At 34.1% G+C, this 16,087-nt stretch carries 21 protein-coding genes; 11 read left to right on the top strand and 10 right to left on the bottom strand.

Going from position 1 to position 16,087, the window contains the following annotated elements; genetic code table 11:
* Positions 1–14: 14 nt before the first annotated feature.
* The 5 genes from ACFE3K_RS03800 to ACFE3K_RS03780 all read left to right on the top strand — a co-directional run bounded on the left by ACFE3K_RS03800 (position 15) and on the right by ACFE3K_RS03780 (position 5,395).
* On the top strand, positions 15–1,466 hold the full coding sequence (locus ACFE3K_RS03800) for a hypothetical protein (RefSeq protein ID WP_375359419.1): 1,452 nt from the start codon (positions 15–17) through the stop codon (positions 1,464–1,466).
* A 20-nt stretch (positions 1,467–1,486) separates the two neighbouring features.
* Positions 1,487–2,059 (top strand): GTP cyclohydrolase I FolE, encoded by a 573-nt coding sequence (folE, locus tag ACFE3K_RS03795; protein ID WP_375359418.1) that lies wholly within the window; start codon positions 1,487–1,489, stop codon positions 2,057–2,059.
* Between the two features lie 15 nt (positions 2,060–2,074).
* Positions 2,075–3,361 carry a proline--tRNA ligase gene (gene proS / locus ACFE3K_RS03790; protein ID WP_375359417.1) on the top strand — a complete coding sequence of 429 codons (1,287 nt, stop codon included), beginning with the start codon at positions 2,075–2,077 and terminating at the stop codon, positions 3,359–3,361.
* Positions 3,362–3,458: 97 nt separating this feature from the next.
* On the top strand, positions 3,459–4,472 hold the full coding sequence (locus ACFE3K_RS03785; RefSeq protein WP_375359416.1) for a COX15/CtaA family protein: 1,014 nt from the start codon (positions 3,459–3,461) through the stop codon (positions 4,470–4,472).
* Between the two features lie 5 nt (positions 4,473–4,477).
* Entirely contained in the window at positions 4,478–5,395 is a 918-nt protein-coding gene (locus tag ACFE3K_RS03780; RefSeq protein ID WP_375359473.1) for an RluA family pseudouridine synthase, read from the top strand.
* Here ACFE3K_RS03780 and ppdK read toward each other — a convergent pair.
* The 4 genes from ppdK to ACFE3K_RS03760 all read right to left on the bottom strand — a co-directional run bounded on the left by ppdK (position 5,368) and on the right by ACFE3K_RS03760 (position 9,425).
* Positions 5,368–8,013 carry a pyruvate, phosphate dikinase gene (ppdK, locus tag ACFE3K_RS03775; RefSeq protein ID WP_375359415.1) on the bottom strand — a complete coding sequence of 882 codons (2,646 nt, stop codon included), beginning with the start codon at positions 8,011–8,013 and terminating at the stop codon, positions 5,368–5,370. The genes ACFE3K_RS03780 and ppdK overlap by 28 nt on opposite strands.
* Before the next feature lie 356 nt (positions 8,014–8,369).
* The gene (locus tag ACFE3K_RS03770; RefSeq protein ID WP_375359129.1) at positions 8,370–8,543 is read right to left on the bottom strand and encodes a hypothetical protein; all 174 of its coding nucleotides are present in this window, start codon (positions 8,541–8,543) and stop codon (positions 8,370–8,372) included.
* Positions 8,512–8,931, bottom strand: a complete 420-nt coding sequence (locus ACFE3K_RS03765; protein ID WP_375359414.1) for an IS630 family transposase — start codon at positions 8,929–8,931, stop codon at positions 8,512–8,514. Before ACFE3K_RS03765 ends, ACFE3K_RS03770 begins: the two co-directional genes overlap by 32 nt.
* Positions 8,925–9,425, bottom strand: coding sequence for a helix-turn-helix domain-containing protein (locus ACFE3K_RS03760; RefSeq protein ID WP_375359408.1), 501 nt, complete (start codon positions 9,423–9,425; stop codon positions 8,925–8,927). Before ACFE3K_RS03760 ends, ACFE3K_RS03765 begins: the two co-directional genes overlap by 7 nt.
* Positions 9,426–9,476: 51 nt before the next feature.
* Here ACFE3K_RS03760 and ACFE3K_RS03755 point away from each other — a divergent pair, with 51 nt between their 5' ends.
* Positions 9,477–9,758: a transposase gene (locus ACFE3K_RS03755; RefSeq protein ID WP_375359407.1), complete on the top strand. Its 282-nt coding sequence runs from the start codon at positions 9,477–9,479 to the stop codon at positions 9,756–9,758.
* Between the two features lie 199 nt (positions 9,759–9,957).
* On the opposite strand, the gene ACFE3K_RS03750 is transcribed toward ACFE3K_RS03755, so the two are convergent.
* From ACFE3K_RS03750 to ACFE3K_RS03730, 5 genes are all read right to left on the bottom strand, one after another.
* Entirely contained in the window at positions 9,958–10,173 is a 216-nt protein-coding gene (locus ACFE3K_RS03750) for a hypothetical protein (protein WP_375359413.1), read from the bottom strand.
* Between the two features lie 225 nt (positions 10,174–10,398).
* Positions 10,399–10,629: a hypothetical protein gene (locus ACFE3K_RS03745; RefSeq protein WP_375359411.1), complete on the bottom strand. Its 231-nt coding sequence runs from the start codon at positions 10,627–10,629 to the stop codon at positions 10,399–10,401.
* 47 nt (positions 10,630–10,676) lie between these two features.
* Positions 10,677–11,774, bottom strand: coding sequence for a hypothetical protein (locus ACFE3K_RS03740; RefSeq protein ID WP_375359410.1), 1,098 nt, complete (start codon positions 11,772–11,774; stop codon positions 10,677–10,679).
* A gap of 245 nt (positions 11,775–12,019) precedes the next feature.
* Positions 12,020–12,580, bottom strand: coding sequence for an IS630 family transposase (locus ACFE3K_RS03735; RefSeq protein WP_375358953.1), 561 nt, complete (start codon positions 12,578–12,580; stop codon positions 12,020–12,022).
* Positions 12,574–13,074 carry a helix-turn-helix domain-containing protein gene (locus ACFE3K_RS03730; RefSeq protein ID WP_375359408.1) on the bottom strand — a complete coding sequence of 167 codons (501 nt, stop codon included), beginning with the start codon at positions 13,072–13,074 and terminating at the stop codon, positions 12,574–12,576. Before ACFE3K_RS03730 ends, ACFE3K_RS03735 begins: the two co-directional genes overlap by 7 nt.
* A gap of 51 nt (positions 13,075–13,125) precedes the next feature.
* Between ACFE3K_RS03730 and ACFE3K_RS03725 the strand changes: the two genes are divergently transcribed.
* A complete protein-coding gene (locus ACFE3K_RS03725; protein ID WP_375359407.1) occupies positions 13,126–13,407 on the top strand; it encodes a transposase in 282 nt (93 codons plus the stop codon).
* 41 nt (positions 13,408–13,448) lie between these two features.
* Here ACFE3K_RS03725 and ACFE3K_RS03720 read toward each other — a convergent pair whose 3' ends face one another.
* On the bottom strand, positions 13,449–13,772 hold the full coding sequence (locus ACFE3K_RS03720; protein WP_375359406.1) for a helix-turn-helix domain-containing protein: 324 nt from the start codon (positions 13,770–13,772) through the stop codon (positions 13,449–13,451).
* An 85-nt stretch (positions 13,773–13,857) separates the two neighbouring features.
* Here ACFE3K_RS03720 and ACFE3K_RS03715 point away from each other — a divergent pair, with 85 nt between their 5' ends.
* The 4 genes from ACFE3K_RS03715 (at position 13,858) to ACFE3K_RS03700 (ending at position 16,082) form a co-directional block, all read left to right on the top strand.
* The gene (locus ACFE3K_RS03715; protein ID WP_375359223.1) at positions 13,858–14,127 is read left to right on the top strand and encodes a transposase; all 270 of its coding nucleotides are present in this window, start codon (positions 13,858–13,860) and stop codon (positions 14,125–14,127) included.
* Positions 14,128–14,290: 163 nt separating this feature from the next.
* Entirely contained in the window at positions 14,291–14,917 is a 627-nt protein-coding gene (locus ACFE3K_RS03710) for a superoxide dismutase (protein ID WP_375359405.1), read from the top strand.
* Positions 14,918–15,279: 362 nt separating this feature from the next.
* Positions 15,280–15,681, top strand: a complete 402-nt coding sequence (locus tag ACFE3K_RS03705; RefSeq protein WP_375359404.1) for a helix-turn-helix domain-containing protein — start codon at positions 15,280–15,282, stop codon at positions 15,679–15,681.
* Positions 15,675–16,082 carry an IS630 family transposase gene (locus tag ACFE3K_RS03700; RefSeq protein WP_375359403.1) on the top strand — a complete coding sequence of 136 codons (408 nt, stop codon included), beginning with the start codon at positions 15,675–15,677 and terminating at the stop codon, positions 16,080–16,082. Before ACFE3K_RS03705 ends, ACFE3K_RS03700 begins: the two co-directional genes overlap by 7 nt.
* Positions 16,083–16,087: the final 5 nt, after the last annotated feature.

The raw sequence follows: 16,087 nt of genomic DNA, 5'->3' as shown, positions 1-16,087 counted from the left end.
CGTAAGTATTCTTTATGAATCTTGAGAATATAATTCTACAATTAAGCCATAATAAGTTAGCTATTTACTGGCTTAGGAATGGTGTATTTTCGCTTGCTCTTGCTGGTGTGTATTCAATAATATTGGTAATGCTCCGCACTCCAATGTTAGTTAACTTATTTTCAAATACAGAAATTTTTCGCTCAGCTTTGGTTATTCATGTTAATTTATCAATCCTAGTTTGGTTGATGTCAGTTATAGCATGTGTTTGGAGCTATAATCTAGAGGCAACAACTCCCAGCATAACATGTGTAATAATAGCATTTATTTCTACTGCACTAATAGCTTTATCACCATTTTGTGCCCAAAATTTTCCTGTAATGAACAATTACATACCAATGCTGGAGAATCTAATATTTATTCTCGGAATTAGTTTGTTTGGTGTATCTGTATTGTTATTTGCCTTATATACATTATGGAACTGTTGCAAAATATCTTACTTTAACTCCCTCATTAATTTTACTATTCTTTCTACCGTAATAATGTGGCTATTAGTATGGGTATGTTTTATTTGGTCTTATTACCAATTACAAGAAATGATTAAACTTGTACCAATCGATATGGAATTTTACTATGAATTGCTTTTTTGGAGTGGCGGGCATTTATTACAGTTTATTTACACGCAAATTTTGATATTAGTAATGATAGTGTTATTCCATGTGTGGATAGGTAAGGAATTAAGATTTAAAAAGCTGTACCTTGCACTATTATATTTAAATTTTGTTATAAGTGTTGCAGCTATTAGTGGACATTTATTATATGATATTATAGATGCTGAATTTAAAGAATACTACACTAAACAAATGAAATATGGTGGCGGGATAGCAGAAACTTTGTCTTTGATAATAATGTTTTATGAGCTAGTTACAGCTAATTTGAATAATATTACTTCGTCATTGCGAGGAAGCGTAAGCCAACGAAGCAATCCATTTCTAATCACTGTTATAGATTGCTTCGTTGCTACTAAAGTAGCTCCTCGCAATGACACTAGTTTGCTACGAGTAAATAGTAATCAAGTTAGCTATATAAAGATGAGCATAATTTGTTCTAGCATATTATTTTTATCCGGGGGATTTATTGGTATATTAATTACAGGTATGAATGTTACTATTCCTGCCCACTATCATGGTTCAATTGTTGGGATTAGTGTAGCGTGTATGGGTTTCTGCTTTCTTCTATGTGACGATAAACAGCAGAAGAACTCATATTTTACAACAGCAATTATAACGATAACTATAGGGCAAATGTTACATATTATAGCTCTTCTTTTTGCTGGTGGGTACGGGGTGATGCGAAAAACACCAGGGGTAGAAATGACTATTGGCAGTAAATTATTAATGGGTATAATGGGTGGTGGTGGGCTGATTGCTATTGTTGGTGGCTTGATGTTTGTTATTATTTGTGGTAGAAGAATCTTGTTTAAGTAATTGGAATAAAAATAATGGACTTGAAAAAACCTACTACAGAAGAAGCCAAAGAGGCAGTTAAAACTTTATTACGATTTATTGGTGAAGATCCAAATAGGGAAGGGCTACTCAAAACTCCTTATAGAGTAATAAAAACTTACCAAGAAGTGTTTTCTGGGTATGATAGAGATGTGGAAGAAATATTAACGACTAAATTTTACGATACTTGTAATTTTCAGGATTTCATAGTGTTAAAAGACATACATTTTAATTCATTTTGTGAACATCATATGTTACCGATAACTGGTACGGTAAATATAGCTTATATACCTGATAATTGTATAATAGGTATCAGCAAGCTCGCTAGGATAGTTGATGTTTTTGCTAGGAGACTACAGATTCAAGAAAAGATGACTGTACAAATTGCTGAAACATTACAGAAATATATTCAGCCCCTAGGTGTTGCGGTTAAGATTTCTGCATTACATAGCTGTATGACTCTTAGAGGAGTTATGCAAAATGATAGTATTATGAATACTATGCATTATACAGGTATATATATAGAGCAGCAGAAATATCGCCACGAATTCCTAAATATTATTTCCAAAAAATAATCCAAGGTAAACTTTATGTTACTATCAAAATATTTTTTACCTGTGCTGAAGGAAGAACCAGTGGAGGCACAAGTGGTTTCTCATCGGTTGATGCTTAGAAGTGGTATGATAAGACAGCAATCTGCTGGGATTTATAGCTGGTTGCCGATAGGCTTAAAAGTCCTTAAAAATGTTGAAAATATCGTTCGACTTAATATGAACAAGGTAGGGGCTATTGAAATATTAATGCCTTGTATTCAACCAGCATCTTTATGGGTGGAATCTGGAAGATTTGAGAATTATGGCAAAGAAATGCTAAAATTCCAAGATCGCCATGATAATACGTTATTGTTTGGGCCTACTAATGAAGACATGGTGACTGATATTTTTAGAAATAATATTCAGTCCTATAAGGATTTGCCAAAAAACTTATATCATATTCAATGGAAATTTAGGGATGAAATTAGACCTCGCTTTGGGGTTATGCGTGGTAGAGAATTCTTAATGAAAGATGCATATACTTTTGATATAGATCAAATAAGTGCTGTAAAAACCTATAATCAGATGTATCTAGCCTATATGCAAACATTTCGTGATATGGGTTTAACTGTAATCCCAGTACTTGCTGATAATGGTCCAATTGGTGGCAATTTAAGCCACGAGTTCCATATTCTTGCTGATAATGGTGAGAGTACAATTTTTTATGATAAAAAATTTCTATCTTTAACAGACCAGGAAAGTTTAGATATTGAAAAATTACAAACCTTATATGCGGCAGCAGAAGAAAAGCATGATCCTGATAAATGCCTGTTATCAGAACATGACCTTGCCAGTAGTAAGGGTATTGAAGTTGGGCATATTTTTTATATTGGCACAAAATATGCCAAAGCCATGAATGCTTTAGTAAATAGTAATAATGGTAATCTTGTGCCAGTGGAAATGAGTTCTTACGGTATTGGTATTTCAAGACTTTTAGCTGCCATAATCGAATCAAGTCATGATGATAAAGGGATTATATGGTCTACAAATATTGCTCCTTTTATGGTATCAATATTAAATTTGAACATACTTGATAGCAAATGCAATGAACTATCACAAAATCTATATGATAAACTTGTGGCAAGTAAAATAGAAGTATTATACGATGATACCAATGAAAGAGCCGGTAGCAAATTTGCCACCCATGATCTTATAGGATCACCATACCAAATAATCATTGGTCCTAAAAAAGCTGAAAATAATGTGGTCGAACTAAAAGATCGTAGGACTGGAAAAATGGAAGAATTAGATGTAGGTGCTGTTATTGATAGAATATTTAGGTAAAAAATATCATACATGAGGTTCATAATGAAAAAGAGTATTAGTGGACGATAAAAATTTGTTATATTTTATATTATAGATATTAAAGGTAGCGGGTCTAATGTCACACATATTAGTAAAGCGTTGGTTGGCGGTATGCTGCTGCATGGTAATATTTATGATTTCTTTAGGAGGTCTCACTAGGCTTACTGATGCTGGTTTATCAATTGTTGAATGGAAACCGGTTTCAGGTATTGTTCCCCCGTTGGGTAATGCTGATTGGCAGGATGAGTTTGCTAAATATCAACAATCTGTTGAATATAAGCAAAAAAATACTAATATGGCTCTCTCAGAGTTTAAATTTATTTTTTGGCTTGAGTTTATTCACCGTTTTGCTGGCAGAGTAACAGGTTTGTTGTATCTAGTACCATTACTATATTTTTTTGTACGTGGACGGATTGATACAAGGTTACTGCCTGTATATTTGGCGATATCGTTATTATTTGCAGTCCAAGGATTTATGGGCTGGTATATGGTGAAAAGTGGTCTAATTTCGCAGCCATATGTCAGTCATTTCCGTTTAGCTTGTCATTTGGTTATTGCAGTTATTATCTATAATTTACTGTTCTATCAGCTGATGAAAAATAGTTTTGATATTTTACTAGTTGAACGGACAATAAGTTTAAATTTAGCAAAATTCTTTTGTATATTCACTATTATTATAGTTTATATACAGATTTTTTTAGGTGGTCTAGTTGCAGGTCTTGATGCAGGGCTTGTATATAATAGCTTTCCGTTAATGGGGAATAGTTTTATACCTCAAGAAATAGCTTTTACACTATTGAGTAGAGATAGTTTAAGTGATGCTGTTTTTGTTCAGTTTATCCATAGAATTGGAGCGTATATTGTTTGTACTAGTGTTGGTTTGTTAGTGTTGAGTCTAATAAAAACCAAGCATCCTAAATTAAACAAAGTTGCTTATTATATTGTTGGTGTGCTGATATTACAAATGTTAGCTGGCATAATTACTATTTTATATTCAGTACCTATATTAATGGCCTTAGTGCATCAGATTTTTGCTATTATACTATTATCATGTATATTATGGGGGTATTTTTTGTTAAAGAGTAGCTAGTGGCAATATTAAATGTAGATATCGAACTACCTTGTAGGTTGGATCGTTACTTGAAGAAATTATATCCTAGCCTTACCCAAGGGATGGTTGAGCGTGCCTTAAGGTTTAAACAGATAATGGTTAATTCTTGTAAGGTAGCGGCAAATTTGCGAATAAAGGCTGGGGATCAAATTTTTATAGAGGATAGTTTAAATTTAGAACCTCAAAAAGCGTCTGATAGGGTTTTTTCGAGTTCGACAGTTATACTAGCTGGTAAGTTAATGAAGGATTACCTAGTTTATCAGGATGAGTGGCTTATAGCAATTAATAAGCCAGTAGGTCTTGCAACCCAAGGCGGTAGTAAAATAAGCCTATCTATAGATGATGCACTACAATATTTAAATAGCCAAGGGGCAGATTTAAAACTAGTACATAGGTTAGATCAAGATACTTCAGGTATATTACTAATCGCTAAAAATTATGCGAGTAGTATAAAATTAGTGAAAGCCTTTAAGGAAAAGAATATTCAGAAAACCTATATTGCAGTAGTTTTAGGTAACCTTCCGCAACATGAAGGAGAAATTAGTGGTATGATAGGGAAGAATAGGGGAGGGGCGTATGAGACTGTACAAAATGATGAAGAACATGGCAAATTAGCCATAACTTGCTATAAATTGCTAAAAAACTTAAATAATGGTTTGACTCTAGTTGAGTTCACTCCTCTTACTGGCAGAATGCATCAACTTCGATTTCATGCGAAAATGCTGGGTTGTCCCATAATAGGTGACACAAAATATGGTACTCAAGAAGCCATGGCTTTATCCAAGGAAATGTTATTACATGCCAAAAGAATAATCTTACCGGAGAAAATATTTGGTAAAGAAATAATAATTAATATAGATTTACCGGGATATTTTTACCCACATTTCTTTATTTCCGCTTGAGCTGCGGCAATCCTAGCTATAGGAATTCGGTATGGTGAACAGGATATATAATGCAAACCAATTTTATGAAAAAACTCTATAGAATCAGGATTGCCCGCATGTTCTCCGCATACGCCAAGTTTTAATGTAGGGTTGTTTTTTAGCCCACGTTTTATAGCAATTTCTATTAACTCACCAACCCCTTCCTCATCCAATTTACTAAAAGGATCAAATGCAAAGATTTTTTTTTCCAAATAGTCTGGAAAAAATGACGCTACATCATCTCTAGAAATGCCGTAAGTTGTTTGTGTTAAATCGTTGGTACCAAAGCTAAAGTAATCTACCTGCTTGGCAATTTCTCCAGCTTTTAAAGCAGCTCTTGGTAGCTCGATCATAGTACCAAGAGTAAAATCAAACTTACATTGGTTAGTATTCTCCATGTCAATGATCACATCTTGTATATGTATCTTTAAAGCTTTTAGCTCATTAACGTCACTGATTAACGGAATCATTAACTCTAGAACAATATTTATATTTTCTTCAATTTGCAATTCTCTGATAGCAGTAAAAATTGCCATTATTTGCATTTGATAAATCTCAGGATAAGAAATACCTAGGCGACATCCTCTATGTCCAAGCATGGGATTCACTTCATATAATGCGTGCAAACGTTGTTCCACAACAGCTAAAGGTAGATTCATAACATCTGCTAAGTTTCTTTTATCAATCTCTGTTGTTGGCAAAAATTCATGTAAAGGAGGGTCAAGCAGTCTTATATTTACGGCTTTATTATGCATAATTCGAAATAATGCCTTAAAATCTCGAATTTGCAAGGGCAATAATTTATTTATCGTATGTTTTCTCCGTTCTATATCAGGAGCAATTATCATTTCTCGTACTAATGGAATTTTATCAGGGTCAAAAAACATATGTTCTGTTCTACATAGTCCAATTCCACACGCCCCAAATTTCATGGAAACACCAGCGTCTAAAATAGTTTCAGCATTGGCTCTAACTTTTAAAGTAGCAAATTCATCTGCCCAATCTAAAATTGTTTGAAATTTCTTAGTAAAACTAGGCTGAATAAGTGGTACTTCCCCTAAAAAAATTTTTCCTGTTCCACCATCTATAGTTATTAAGTCACCATAATTAATGATAGTTTCCCCTATTTTAAAGAGCTGTTTTTTTTCATCTATTACCACATCACTTGCCCCGCAAACACATGGTTTTCCTAATCCTCTAGCGACTACAGCCGCATGTGATGTCATTCCGCCTCTAGCTGTAAGAATACCGGCTGAAACATACATACCATTTATATCTTCAGGACTAGTATCATGGCGTACCAAAATTACTTTATGGTGATGTGACATTTTCTCGGCATCATATGGAGAAAAAACTACTATACCAGTGGCAGCCCCAGGAGATGCTGGCAGTCCTTTAGCAATGGGGCTTAGAGTATTGCTATAATCAATAGCCGTGTGCAAAAGCTGAGTTAGAGATTCCGGATCTACACGCATTATTGCTTGTTGTTTAGTAATCAGTCCTTCTTGTACCATATCCGTGGCAATTTTAATACTGGCTAAAGCTGTTCTTTTAGCAGTACGTGTTTGCAAGACATAGAACTTACCGTTTTCCACGGTGAATTCTATATCTTGTATATCCAAGTAATGTAGTTCTAACTTCTTACAAATTTTCTGTAATTGATCAAATATTTGTGGCATAACTGTTTGCATTGAGCAATCAGGAATATGATCGTTTGACATAATAGGGCTTGGGGTTCTTGTCCCTGACACTACATCTTCACCTTGGGCGTTTACTAGATATTCACCAAAAAGCTTATTTTCACCAGTTGCAGGGCAACGTGAAAATACTACTCCTGTTGCAGAATTATTGTTTTGATTACCAAAAACCATTGACTGTACATTAATCGCTGTACCCCAATCATTGGGTATATTATGTAGCTTTCTATAAGTTATTGCTCTACCACTTGTCCAAGATTTTAATACGGCTTTTATTGATTCTTCTAGTTGTGTATATGGATCAAAAAACGATTCACCACAATGATTAAAGATTATCTTTTTAAACTCTTCAACTATTATTCTTAGGAAATCCCCAGCAATTTCGTTCTCTTGATAAATATTACATTTGCTCTTATGCATTTCAAATGCATTCTTAAATAATCCGTTTGAAACGGATAATACTGTTGATCCGTACATTTCTAAGAATCTTCGGTAGCTGTCAAGAGCAAAAATTTCATTTCCAGTACTGGATAGCACATCGCAAACTTGATCATTATACCCAAGATTAAGTATAGTATCCATCATGCCGGGCATAGAGGCTCTTGAACCTGAACGGACGGATAGTAGTAGTGGATTTTTATGATCCCCAAAAATCTTACCAGTAGCATTTTCTAAATTTTTAACAGCTACCGCTAAATCCTTATTAAAATTTTCAGGCAAATTGTAATTATTTTTATAAAAATAATTACAAAGTTCTGTAGTAATAGTAAAACCATCGGGAATAGGTAAATTTAAGTTAGACATTTCAGCAAGACCAGCTCCTTTACTACCGAGTATGTCTTTCATTTGAGCATTGCCTTCCCCACCGTTAGTACCAAAATAATAGATCCATTTGTTCATAAATACCGAAACAATTTTTAAGATAATTATTATATAATATGGCTAGATAAGCTGCAATGTTTAAATGCCCTGTACTAGAAGATATCTCATAACTCAAGTCTCCCAAGTTTCTTCCCTCACTCTCTTGATTTCTAGTTGTTCAAATTTTGTACCGCTCAATAAGAATTCATTAAAATCAAGTTTCTGTTTTTTAGCTTTTGATAAGGCACCGTCAAGTTAAGTAAAATAGTATCAAAAAGAGCTATATTTTTAGATTTCAGGCAGCAAGAAGTCTTTGAGTGGCTTCGTCCCAAATGGATTTAGCTGATGCAAATGCAATTCTTTGCTCAATTGCTGTTTTATACCAATTGCAATAATTAACACGGTGTATTTATCCAATCTCTATACATAATTGATTTTACTAAATCTACATTATGAGCAAGTTGATTCCAAGCGTAACAAGCCATAGTAACGATATCTTCATATACACCATAACATTGGTTAGACAAGAAATGATTTTTAATCCATTCCCCAAACTTGTTCCATTGCATTAAGTTCCGGTGCATAGGGCGGAAGCGGTATCAAAGTGATATTGCTTGGCACAGTTAGTTTTTTGGCTGTGTGCCAACCTGCATTATCCGTTAGTAAAGCTATATGTCGGTTGCCTTGAATACTGCGAGAAAGCTCTTCTAAGAATTTATTCATTGCCTGTGTGTTTGCATATGGTAAAATTAATGCACAAGCTTCTCCTGTCTCATGGCAAGCAGCTCCGTAAATATATGTTGAAATAAATTGCTGTTGCCGAACTTTACGGGGTCTAGTGCCACGCTTAGCCCATATATGAGTTAAGCTACCTTGTTGCCCAACTCTAGTTTCATCCTGAGACCATATATCAACTTTACATCTATCGATATTTTTTGCTAATAATTTTGTTAACATGTCTGGAAAGTTTTTTTATATGTATTTTGAGTCTCTTGATTTGACTTTGGATGCATTGAACGAGAAGTAATCCAGCTAAAACCAAGGCGGTGCATAGTATTGTAGACTGTTTTTAAAGCACATTTAGCACCATATTCCTCAAGTAACATGATATGTAGCTCTTTTCCAGTTATATACCCACCAGTTTTACTTTTACTGAGCGTATTGATTTTATCAAAAAGAGCAGATTCTTGTATAGTGTTAATCTTCCTAGGGGCACCGCTTCTTTGTGATTCAAATAATCCTTCAAAACCATGATTCCTAAATCTTCTGAGCGATGATTGCACGGTTTTCCAGTGTGACTTCACTATTTCAGATATGGCTTTAAAAGATTTGCCTAATTGAAGGTGATACATCGCCAATAAACGTATACGATTTCGACCATGCGGCTCATGTTTCATCATTTTTATAAAATCATGACCATGAAAACCTTGTGGTAATATTAACCTAGCCATTGGAGTACCTTTTATCAGTTACAAACCCATCTTAGACCACTGCGTTAATTATTGCAATTGGTATTACTAACGGATAATGCAGGTTGGCACGCAGCCAAAAAACTAACTGTGCCAAGCAATATCACTTTGATACCGCTTCCGCCCTATGCACCGGAACTTAATGCAATGGAACAAGTTTGGGAATGGATTAAAAATCATTTCTTGTCTAACCAATGTTATGGTGTATATGAAGATATCGTTACTATGGCTTGTTACGCTTGGAATCAACTTGCTCATAATGTAGATTTAGTAAAATCAATTATGTATAGAGATTGGATAAATACACCGTGTTAATTATTGTAATTGGTATAACTCATTATCATATATAGTATATTTACCAACTGCTTACCGTATGTGATAAGCTATTTTGACTATCTGTCGAGATATATTTCTTAGACGAAGCGGTAATATTAGGAGAAATAACAGAAAGGGTGGTAAGAGCGGTCAAGAAAGCTTGTGTAGCAGGGGTATGTGCTTTACTTCCATCAATAGGCTATATAATACTCTGTCTTGAAAGATTAGGTTCGTAATCCAGTATGGCAGGAATATTAGGTAAGTCATCTGTGTTTAGTCTATTATTTTCTTGTATATTGTTCCAATTACTCAGCTTTTTATCAAATAAGTATGCTTCAATATCTTGTTTATTCTGAAACTTTCCTTGGATCTTCCGATGCTGATTAACCCAATTTCCATTATTAATACGTCCCATATTTTTTCTTCCTAATTATATTACAAATATATTTGTAATATAATATAATTGTTCTATTCGTCTAGAGAAAAATTTAGCAAGTTAGACGGCACCGTCAAGTTAATTACATTACTATGTTTTTAGATTTCATGCAGCAAGAAGTCTAGATATCAAACAACCAGCTGAAGCTGGTTGTTATTGAGTTTGGATACCAGATACTCCAAGGCTTCTATCTCATATTTGGAATTACTCTTCAACTTCTGAGCCCTTTACTTCCTTCACAACACCGATATGAGTTACAGTATCAAATCCATCTGCACTTGTAGTCACTACTAAATTAGAAAGATTTTCTATTGCTTCTTGATCGCTTATTTTTATAGTTGTTTTAGGCATCAAATGATTAATACTAGAGTGAACCACTGCATTTATAGCAGGCGGTATACTTTTTATTAGGTTTAAAATAAGATAATGTAACATTTATAACTCAATCCACAATATAAAAAACAATAGGATATGTTAACATATTAATTAATTACGTCCCATCCCATCTCTATTAATGAACCACATCCTTGTGGTAAAATTAAATCAGCCTCTGTAGCACATGAGGCTCTTACAATATCTCTACAATCATATTCTTTTTTCTCAAAAAAAACTAGACTGCTATCATTTTCTTCTTGCGAACTCAATAGCACTATATCATCACCTGTAGAATCAATATGTTTCATCTGTTTTTTTAATTGATTGCTATCTTGTACAATTAACTTTTCTTTATTGAACAAACCTTTGTTCCAACTTTCTACAGGAATATATGTAATCCCATCTTGATTGAAATTAGATAGTTTATGACTTTGTATTTGCTCTATTACGTTTGTCACTCCGAAATAGTCTGCACATTTATTTACTACTGCACCTACTTTATCATATAAGTAATTAAAAAACCCAGATGACTCAATTACTTCAACATCAGTGTATTTATTGTCAGGAACAAGTAAATGTATCTTTTTAGCTAGTTGGGTATTAGTAGTATTAATAAAATTCGGCTTAGCATTATACACTTCACAATGCTCTGATAATTCATCTATTGTAGTTTGCACTGTACCAGTAAATAAATTATTGCGTATTGCATATTGTACAACTTCTTTTGAACCGGGATTATCAAAAGTAACAGATTTATCAAAACTAAAACCTCTTGAACCAATTTCACATGATGTTAAATCTGAGATAATCCCACCTAAAGAATGCCCACTAGTACTAAAGGTATATTCCTGCACTTTTTCATTTCCACCAACTAATTCTATTACCTTATTAACAAAGTTTTGTAGTGGTTCAAGCTTATTAGGAGTGTATGCAAAAGTAATCCTTATATCATCTAGTATATCATCTTTATTTGGTTTAGTACCAGCACTAGTAATATGAATTTCTTTAGTTTTAGCATTGATTAATGCTACTGATTTATAACTATATTGATTAGTATTTGCATAATCTGCAGAATTACATAATACATTCCACCCAGTCCCTACCAACGTTTTATCATACAATTGCTCCACTGTTGCCATATAATGACATGAACCTACCTTATAAGCAAGATCAGTTACCTTAGATGCAATATCTTTAATACTCATGATTCTTAATATAATTAATTAATTTACATACAATATACACAGATTATTCTTATCTGTCTAGAGAAAAATTTAGCAAATTAGACGGCATCGTCAAGTTAATTAAATTGGTCTCAAAAAGGGTTCTGTCGCATCTGTGAGACATGTTTATCAGTAGACACCTCTGTGAGAGGATGCCGGTTTATATAGTTTTCACGGACAAACTAAGTAATTCTTGAATTTACCCCCTATTATACCAATTATAATAATTAACACGGTGTGTTTATCCAATCTCTATACATAATTGATTTTACTAAATCTACATTATGAGCAAGTTGATTCCAAGCGTAACAAGCCATAGTAACGATATCTTCATATACACCATAACATTGGTTAGACAAGAAATGATTTTTAATCCATTCCCAAACTTGTTCCATTGCATTAAGTTCCGGTGCATAGGGCGGAAGCGGTATCAAAGTGATATTGCTTGGCACAGTTAGTTTTTTGGCTGTGTGCCAACCTGCATTATCCGTTAGTAAAGCTATATGTCGGTTGCCTTGAATACTGCGAGAAAGCTCTTCTAAGAATTTATTCATTGCCTGTGTGTTTGCATATGGTAAAATTAATGCACAAGCTTCTCCTGTCTCATGGCAAGCAGCTCCGTAAATATATGTTGAAATAAATTGCTGTTGCCGAACTTTACGGGGTCTAGTGCCACGCTTAGCCCATATATGAGTTAAGCTACCTTGTTGCCCAACTCTAGTTTCATCCTGAGACCATATATCAACTTTACATCTATCGATATTTTTTGCTAATAATTTTGTTAACATGTCTGGAAAGTTTTTTTATATGTATTTTGAGTCTCTTGATTTGACTTTGGATGCATTGAACGAGAAGTAATCCAGCTAAAACCAAGGCGGTGCATAGTATTGTAGACTGTTTTTAAAGCACATTTAGCACCATATTCCTCAAGTAACATGATATGTAGCTCTTTTCCAGTTATATACCCACCAGTTTTACTTTTACTGAGCGTATTGATTTTATCAAAAAGAGCAGATTCTTGTATAGTGTTAATCTTCCTAGGGGCACCGCTTCTTTGTGATTCAAATAATCCTTCAAAACCATGATTCCTAAATCTTCTGAGCGATGATTGCACGGTTTTCCAGTGTGACTTCACTATTTCAGATATGGCTTTAAAAGATTTGCCTAATTGAAGGTGATACATCGCCAATAAACGTATACGATTTCGACCATGCGGCTCATGTTTCATCATTTTTATAAAATCATGACCATGAAAACCTTGTGGTAATATTAACCTAGCCATTGGAGTACCTTTTATCAGTTACAAACCCATCTTAGACCACTGCGTTAATTATTGCAATTGGTATTACTAACGGATAATGCAGGTTGGCACGCAGCCAAAAAACTAACTGTGCCAAGCAATATCACTTTGATACCGCTTCCGCCCTATGCACCGGAACTTAATGCAATGGAACAAGTTTGGGAATGGATTAAAAATCATTTCTTGTCTAACCAATGTTATGGTGTATATGAAGATATAGTTACTATGGCTTGTTACGCTTGGAATCAACTTGCTCATAATGTAGATTTAGTAAAATCAATTATGTATAGAGATTGGATAAATACACCGTGTTAATTATTGCAATTGGTATAACATGATATGTAGCTCCTTTCCAGTTATATACCACCAGTTTTACTTTCACTGAGCGTATTGATTTTATCAAAAATAGCAGACTCTTGTATACTGTTAATCTTCCTAGGGGCACCGCTTCTTTGTGATTCAAATAATCCTTCAAAACCATGATTCCTAAATCTTCTGAGCGATGATTGCACAGTTTTCCAGTGTGACTTTACTATTTCAGATATGGCTTTAAAAGATTTGCCTAATTGAAGGTGATACATCGCCAATAAACGTATACGATTTCGACCATGCGGCTCATGTTTCATCATTTTTATAAAATCATGACCATGAAAACCTTGTGGTAATATTAACCTAGCCATTTGAGTACCTTTTATCAGTTAAAAACCCATCTTAGACCACTGCGTTAATTATTGCAATTGGTATTACATTAAGCCGATTAAGCTTATGTGCCCTAAAACTGAGCATCGCACTCATAAAAGACTAAATAATCGTGTTGAGAATGCTCATCAACCAACTAGACGCAACGAGAAGATATTAATTAAATTTAAGCATCCTAATTCAGCCCACTGTAAATTATCACTGATGGGAAAAGTCAGAAATATATTTGCCGTAAATGTTGGAAGATATAGTAAAACAGCAATTGAGCAAAGAATTGCATTTGCATCAGCTAAATCCATTTTGGACGAAGCCACTCAAAGACTTCTTGCTGCCTGAAATCTAAAAATATAGCTCTTTTTGATACTATTTTACTTAACTTGACGGTGCCTTATGATATACTAAACCTCAATTTCGGATTAATTTTATTAATCTAGAATTGGAATGATAACGAGAGTGCTTAATAAAAAAGTAAATATTTTATACTAAAATTGAGGAAATTATGATATATTGCAAACAATCTAACCAAACATCTTATCCTTTTGTCTTACCGGAATTACCTTATGGTAAAAGTGATTTTGTTCCGCATTTTTCCCCTGAAACTTTTGACTACCACCATAGGAAACACCACCAAACATATGTAACTAACCTGAATAATCTTTTGCAAGATAACCAGGAGTTGCAGCAAAAAAGTTTGGAAGAATTAATAATTTCTACAAGCATAAAACCAACTGAAGCAGCCATATTTAATAATGCAGCACAAATATGGAATCATACTTTCTTTTGGCATTCTATTAAGCCTTCAGGTGGAAGAAAGCCTACTGGTAAGATATTGGAACAGATAAATAAAGATTTTGGCAGTTATGAGAATTTTGCTACTGAATTTAAGCAAGCAGCAGTAAGTCAATTTGGTAGCGGCTGGGCGTGGTTAGTCTCTAATAATGGGAAATTAAAAATAGTAAAAACTAGTAATGGTGAAACTCCTATTACTAAATCTATGAAACCTCTGCTTACCTGTGATGTTTGGGAGCATGCATACTATATAGATTATCGTAATAAGCGTCTAGACTATGTCTCAGTTTATATAGAACATATGATTAATTGGCAATTTGCTGAGAGTCATCTTTGAAACTTAATTTTAGAAAAAATACAATCAATAATTAAGGTAATTAGTTATGAAAAGAAAGCATACGGCACCGTCAAGTTAAGTAAAATAGTATCAAAAAGAGCTATATTTTTAGATTTCAGGCAGCAAGAAGTCTTTGAGTGGCTTCGTCCAAAATGGATTTAGCTGATGCAAATGCAATTCTTTGCTCAATTGCTGTTTTATACCAATTGCAATAATTAACGCAGTGGTCTAAGATGGGTTTTTAACTGATAAAAGGTACTCAAATGGCTAGGTTAATATTACCACAAGGTTTTCATGGTCATGATTTTATAAAAATGATGAAACATGAGCCGCATGGTTGAAATCGTATACGTTTATTGGCGATGTATCACCTTCAATTAGGCAAATCTTTTAAAGCCATATCTGAAATAGTGAAGTCACACTGGAAAACTGTGCAATCATCGCTCAGAAGATTTAGGAATCATGGTTTTGAAGGATTATTTGAATCACAAAGAAGCGGTGCCCCTAGGAAGATTAACACTATACAAGAGTCTACTATTTTTGATAAAATCAATACGCTCAGTGAAAGTAAAACTGGTGGGTATATAACTGGAAAGGAGCTACATATCATGTTAGTTGAGGAATATGGTGCTAAATGTGCTGTAAAAACAGTCTACAATACTATGCACCGCCTTGGTTTTAGCTGGATTACTTCTCATTCAATGCGTCCAAAATCAAATCAAGAGACTCAAAATAGATATAAAAAAACTTTCCAGACATGTTAACAAAATTATTAGCAAAAAATATCGATAGATGTAAAGTTGATATATGGTCTCAGGATGAAACTAGAGTTGGGCAACAAGGTAGCTTAACTTGTATATGGGCTAAGCGTGGCACTAGACCCCGTAAAGTTCGGCAACAGCAATTTATTTCAACATATATTTACGGAGCTGCTTGCCATGAGACAGGAGAAGCTTGTGCATTAATTTTACCATATGCAAACACACAGGCAATGAATAAATTCTTAGAAGAGCTTTCTCGCAGTATTCAAGGCAACCGACATATAGCTTTATTAACGGATAATGCAGGTTGGCACACAGCCAAAAAACTAACTGTGCCAAGCAATATCACTTTGATACCGCTTCCGCCCTATGCACCGGAACTTAATGCAATGGAACAAGTTTAGGAATG

Origin of the sequence: Candidatus Tisiphia endosymbiont of Neophilaenus lineatus (assembly GCF_964264975.1) — a bacterium.
Lineage (GTDB): Bacteria > Pseudomonadota > Alphaproteobacteria > Rickettsiales > Rickettsiaceae > Tisiphia.
The sequence above is the reverse complement of the archived record's forward strand: the minus strand, read 5'-3'. Positions and strand labels throughout refer to the sequence as shown.

What these genes read in the sequence shown, in the direction of transcription:
- ACFE3K_RS03800 (WP_375359419.1), top strand. Translation starts at nt 15, where the DNA reads ATGAATCTTGAGAATATAATTCTACAATTAAGCCATAATAAGTTAGCT.
- proS (WP_375359417.1), top strand. Translation starts at nt 2,075, where the DNA reads ATGTTACTATCAAAATATTTTTTACCTGTGCTGAAGGAAGAACCAGTG.
- ACFE3K_RS03785 (WP_375359416.1), top strand. Translation starts at nt 3,459, where the DNA reads ATGTCACACATATTAGTAAAGCGTTGGTTGGCGGTATGCTGCTGCATG.
- ppdK (WP_375359415.1), bottom strand. Translation starts at nt 8,013, where the DNA reads ATGAACAAATGGATCTATTATTTTGGTACTAACGGTGGGGAAGGCAAT.
- ACFE3K_RS03770 (WP_375359129.1), bottom strand. Translation starts at nt 8,543, where the DNA reads ATGCAATGGAACAAGTTTGGGGAATGGATTAAAAATCATTTCTTGTCT.
- ACFE3K_RS03765 (WP_375359414.1), bottom strand. Translation starts at nt 8,931, where the DNA reads ATGTTAACAAAATTATTAGCAAAAAATATCGATAGATGTAAAGTTGAT.
- ACFE3K_RS03760 (WP_375359408.1), bottom strand. Translation starts at nt 9,425, where the DNA reads ATGGCTAGGTTAATATTACCACAAGGTTTTCATGGTCATGATTTTATA.
- ACFE3K_RS03750 (WP_375359413.1), bottom strand. Translation starts at nt 10,173, where the DNA reads ATGGGACGTATTAATAATGGAAATTGGGTTAATCAGCATCGGAAGATC.
- ACFE3K_RS03745 (WP_375359411.1), bottom strand. Translation starts at nt 10,629, where the DNA reads ATGTTACATTATCTTATTTTAAACCTAATAAAAAGTATACCGCCTGCT.
- ACFE3K_RS03740 (WP_375359410.1), bottom strand. Translation starts at nt 11,774, where the DNA reads ATGAGTATTAAAGATATTGCATCTAAGGTAACTGATCTTGCTTATAAG.
- ACFE3K_RS03735 (WP_375358953.1), bottom strand. Translation starts at nt 12,580, where the DNA reads ATGTTAACAAAATTATTAGCAAAAAATATCGATAGATGTAAAGTTGAT.
- ACFE3K_RS03730 (WP_375359408.1), bottom strand. Translation starts at nt 13,074, where the DNA reads ATGGCTAGGTTAATATTACCACAAGGTTTTCATGGTCATGATTTTATA.
- ACFE3K_RS03720 (WP_375359406.1), bottom strand. Translation starts at nt 13,772, where the DNA reads ATGGCTAGGTTAATATTACCACAAGGTTTTCATGGTCATGATTTTATA.
- ACFE3K_RS03715 (WP_375359223.1), top strand. Translation starts at nt 13,858, where the DNA reads ATGTGCCCTAAAACTGAGCATCGCACTCATAAAAGACTAAATAATCGT.
- ACFE3K_RS03710 (WP_375359405.1), top strand. Translation starts at nt 14,291, where the DNA reads ATGATATATTGCAAACAATCTAACCAAACATCTTATCCTTTTGTCTTA.
- ACFE3K_RS03705 (WP_375359404.1), top strand. Translation starts at nt 15,280, where the DNA reads ATGTATCACCTTCAATTAGGCAAATCTTTTAAAGCCATATCTGAAATA.
- ACFE3K_RS03700 (WP_375359403.1), top strand. Translation starts at nt 15,675, where the DNA reads ATGTTAACAAAATTATTAGCAAAAAATATCGATAGATGTAAAGTTGAT.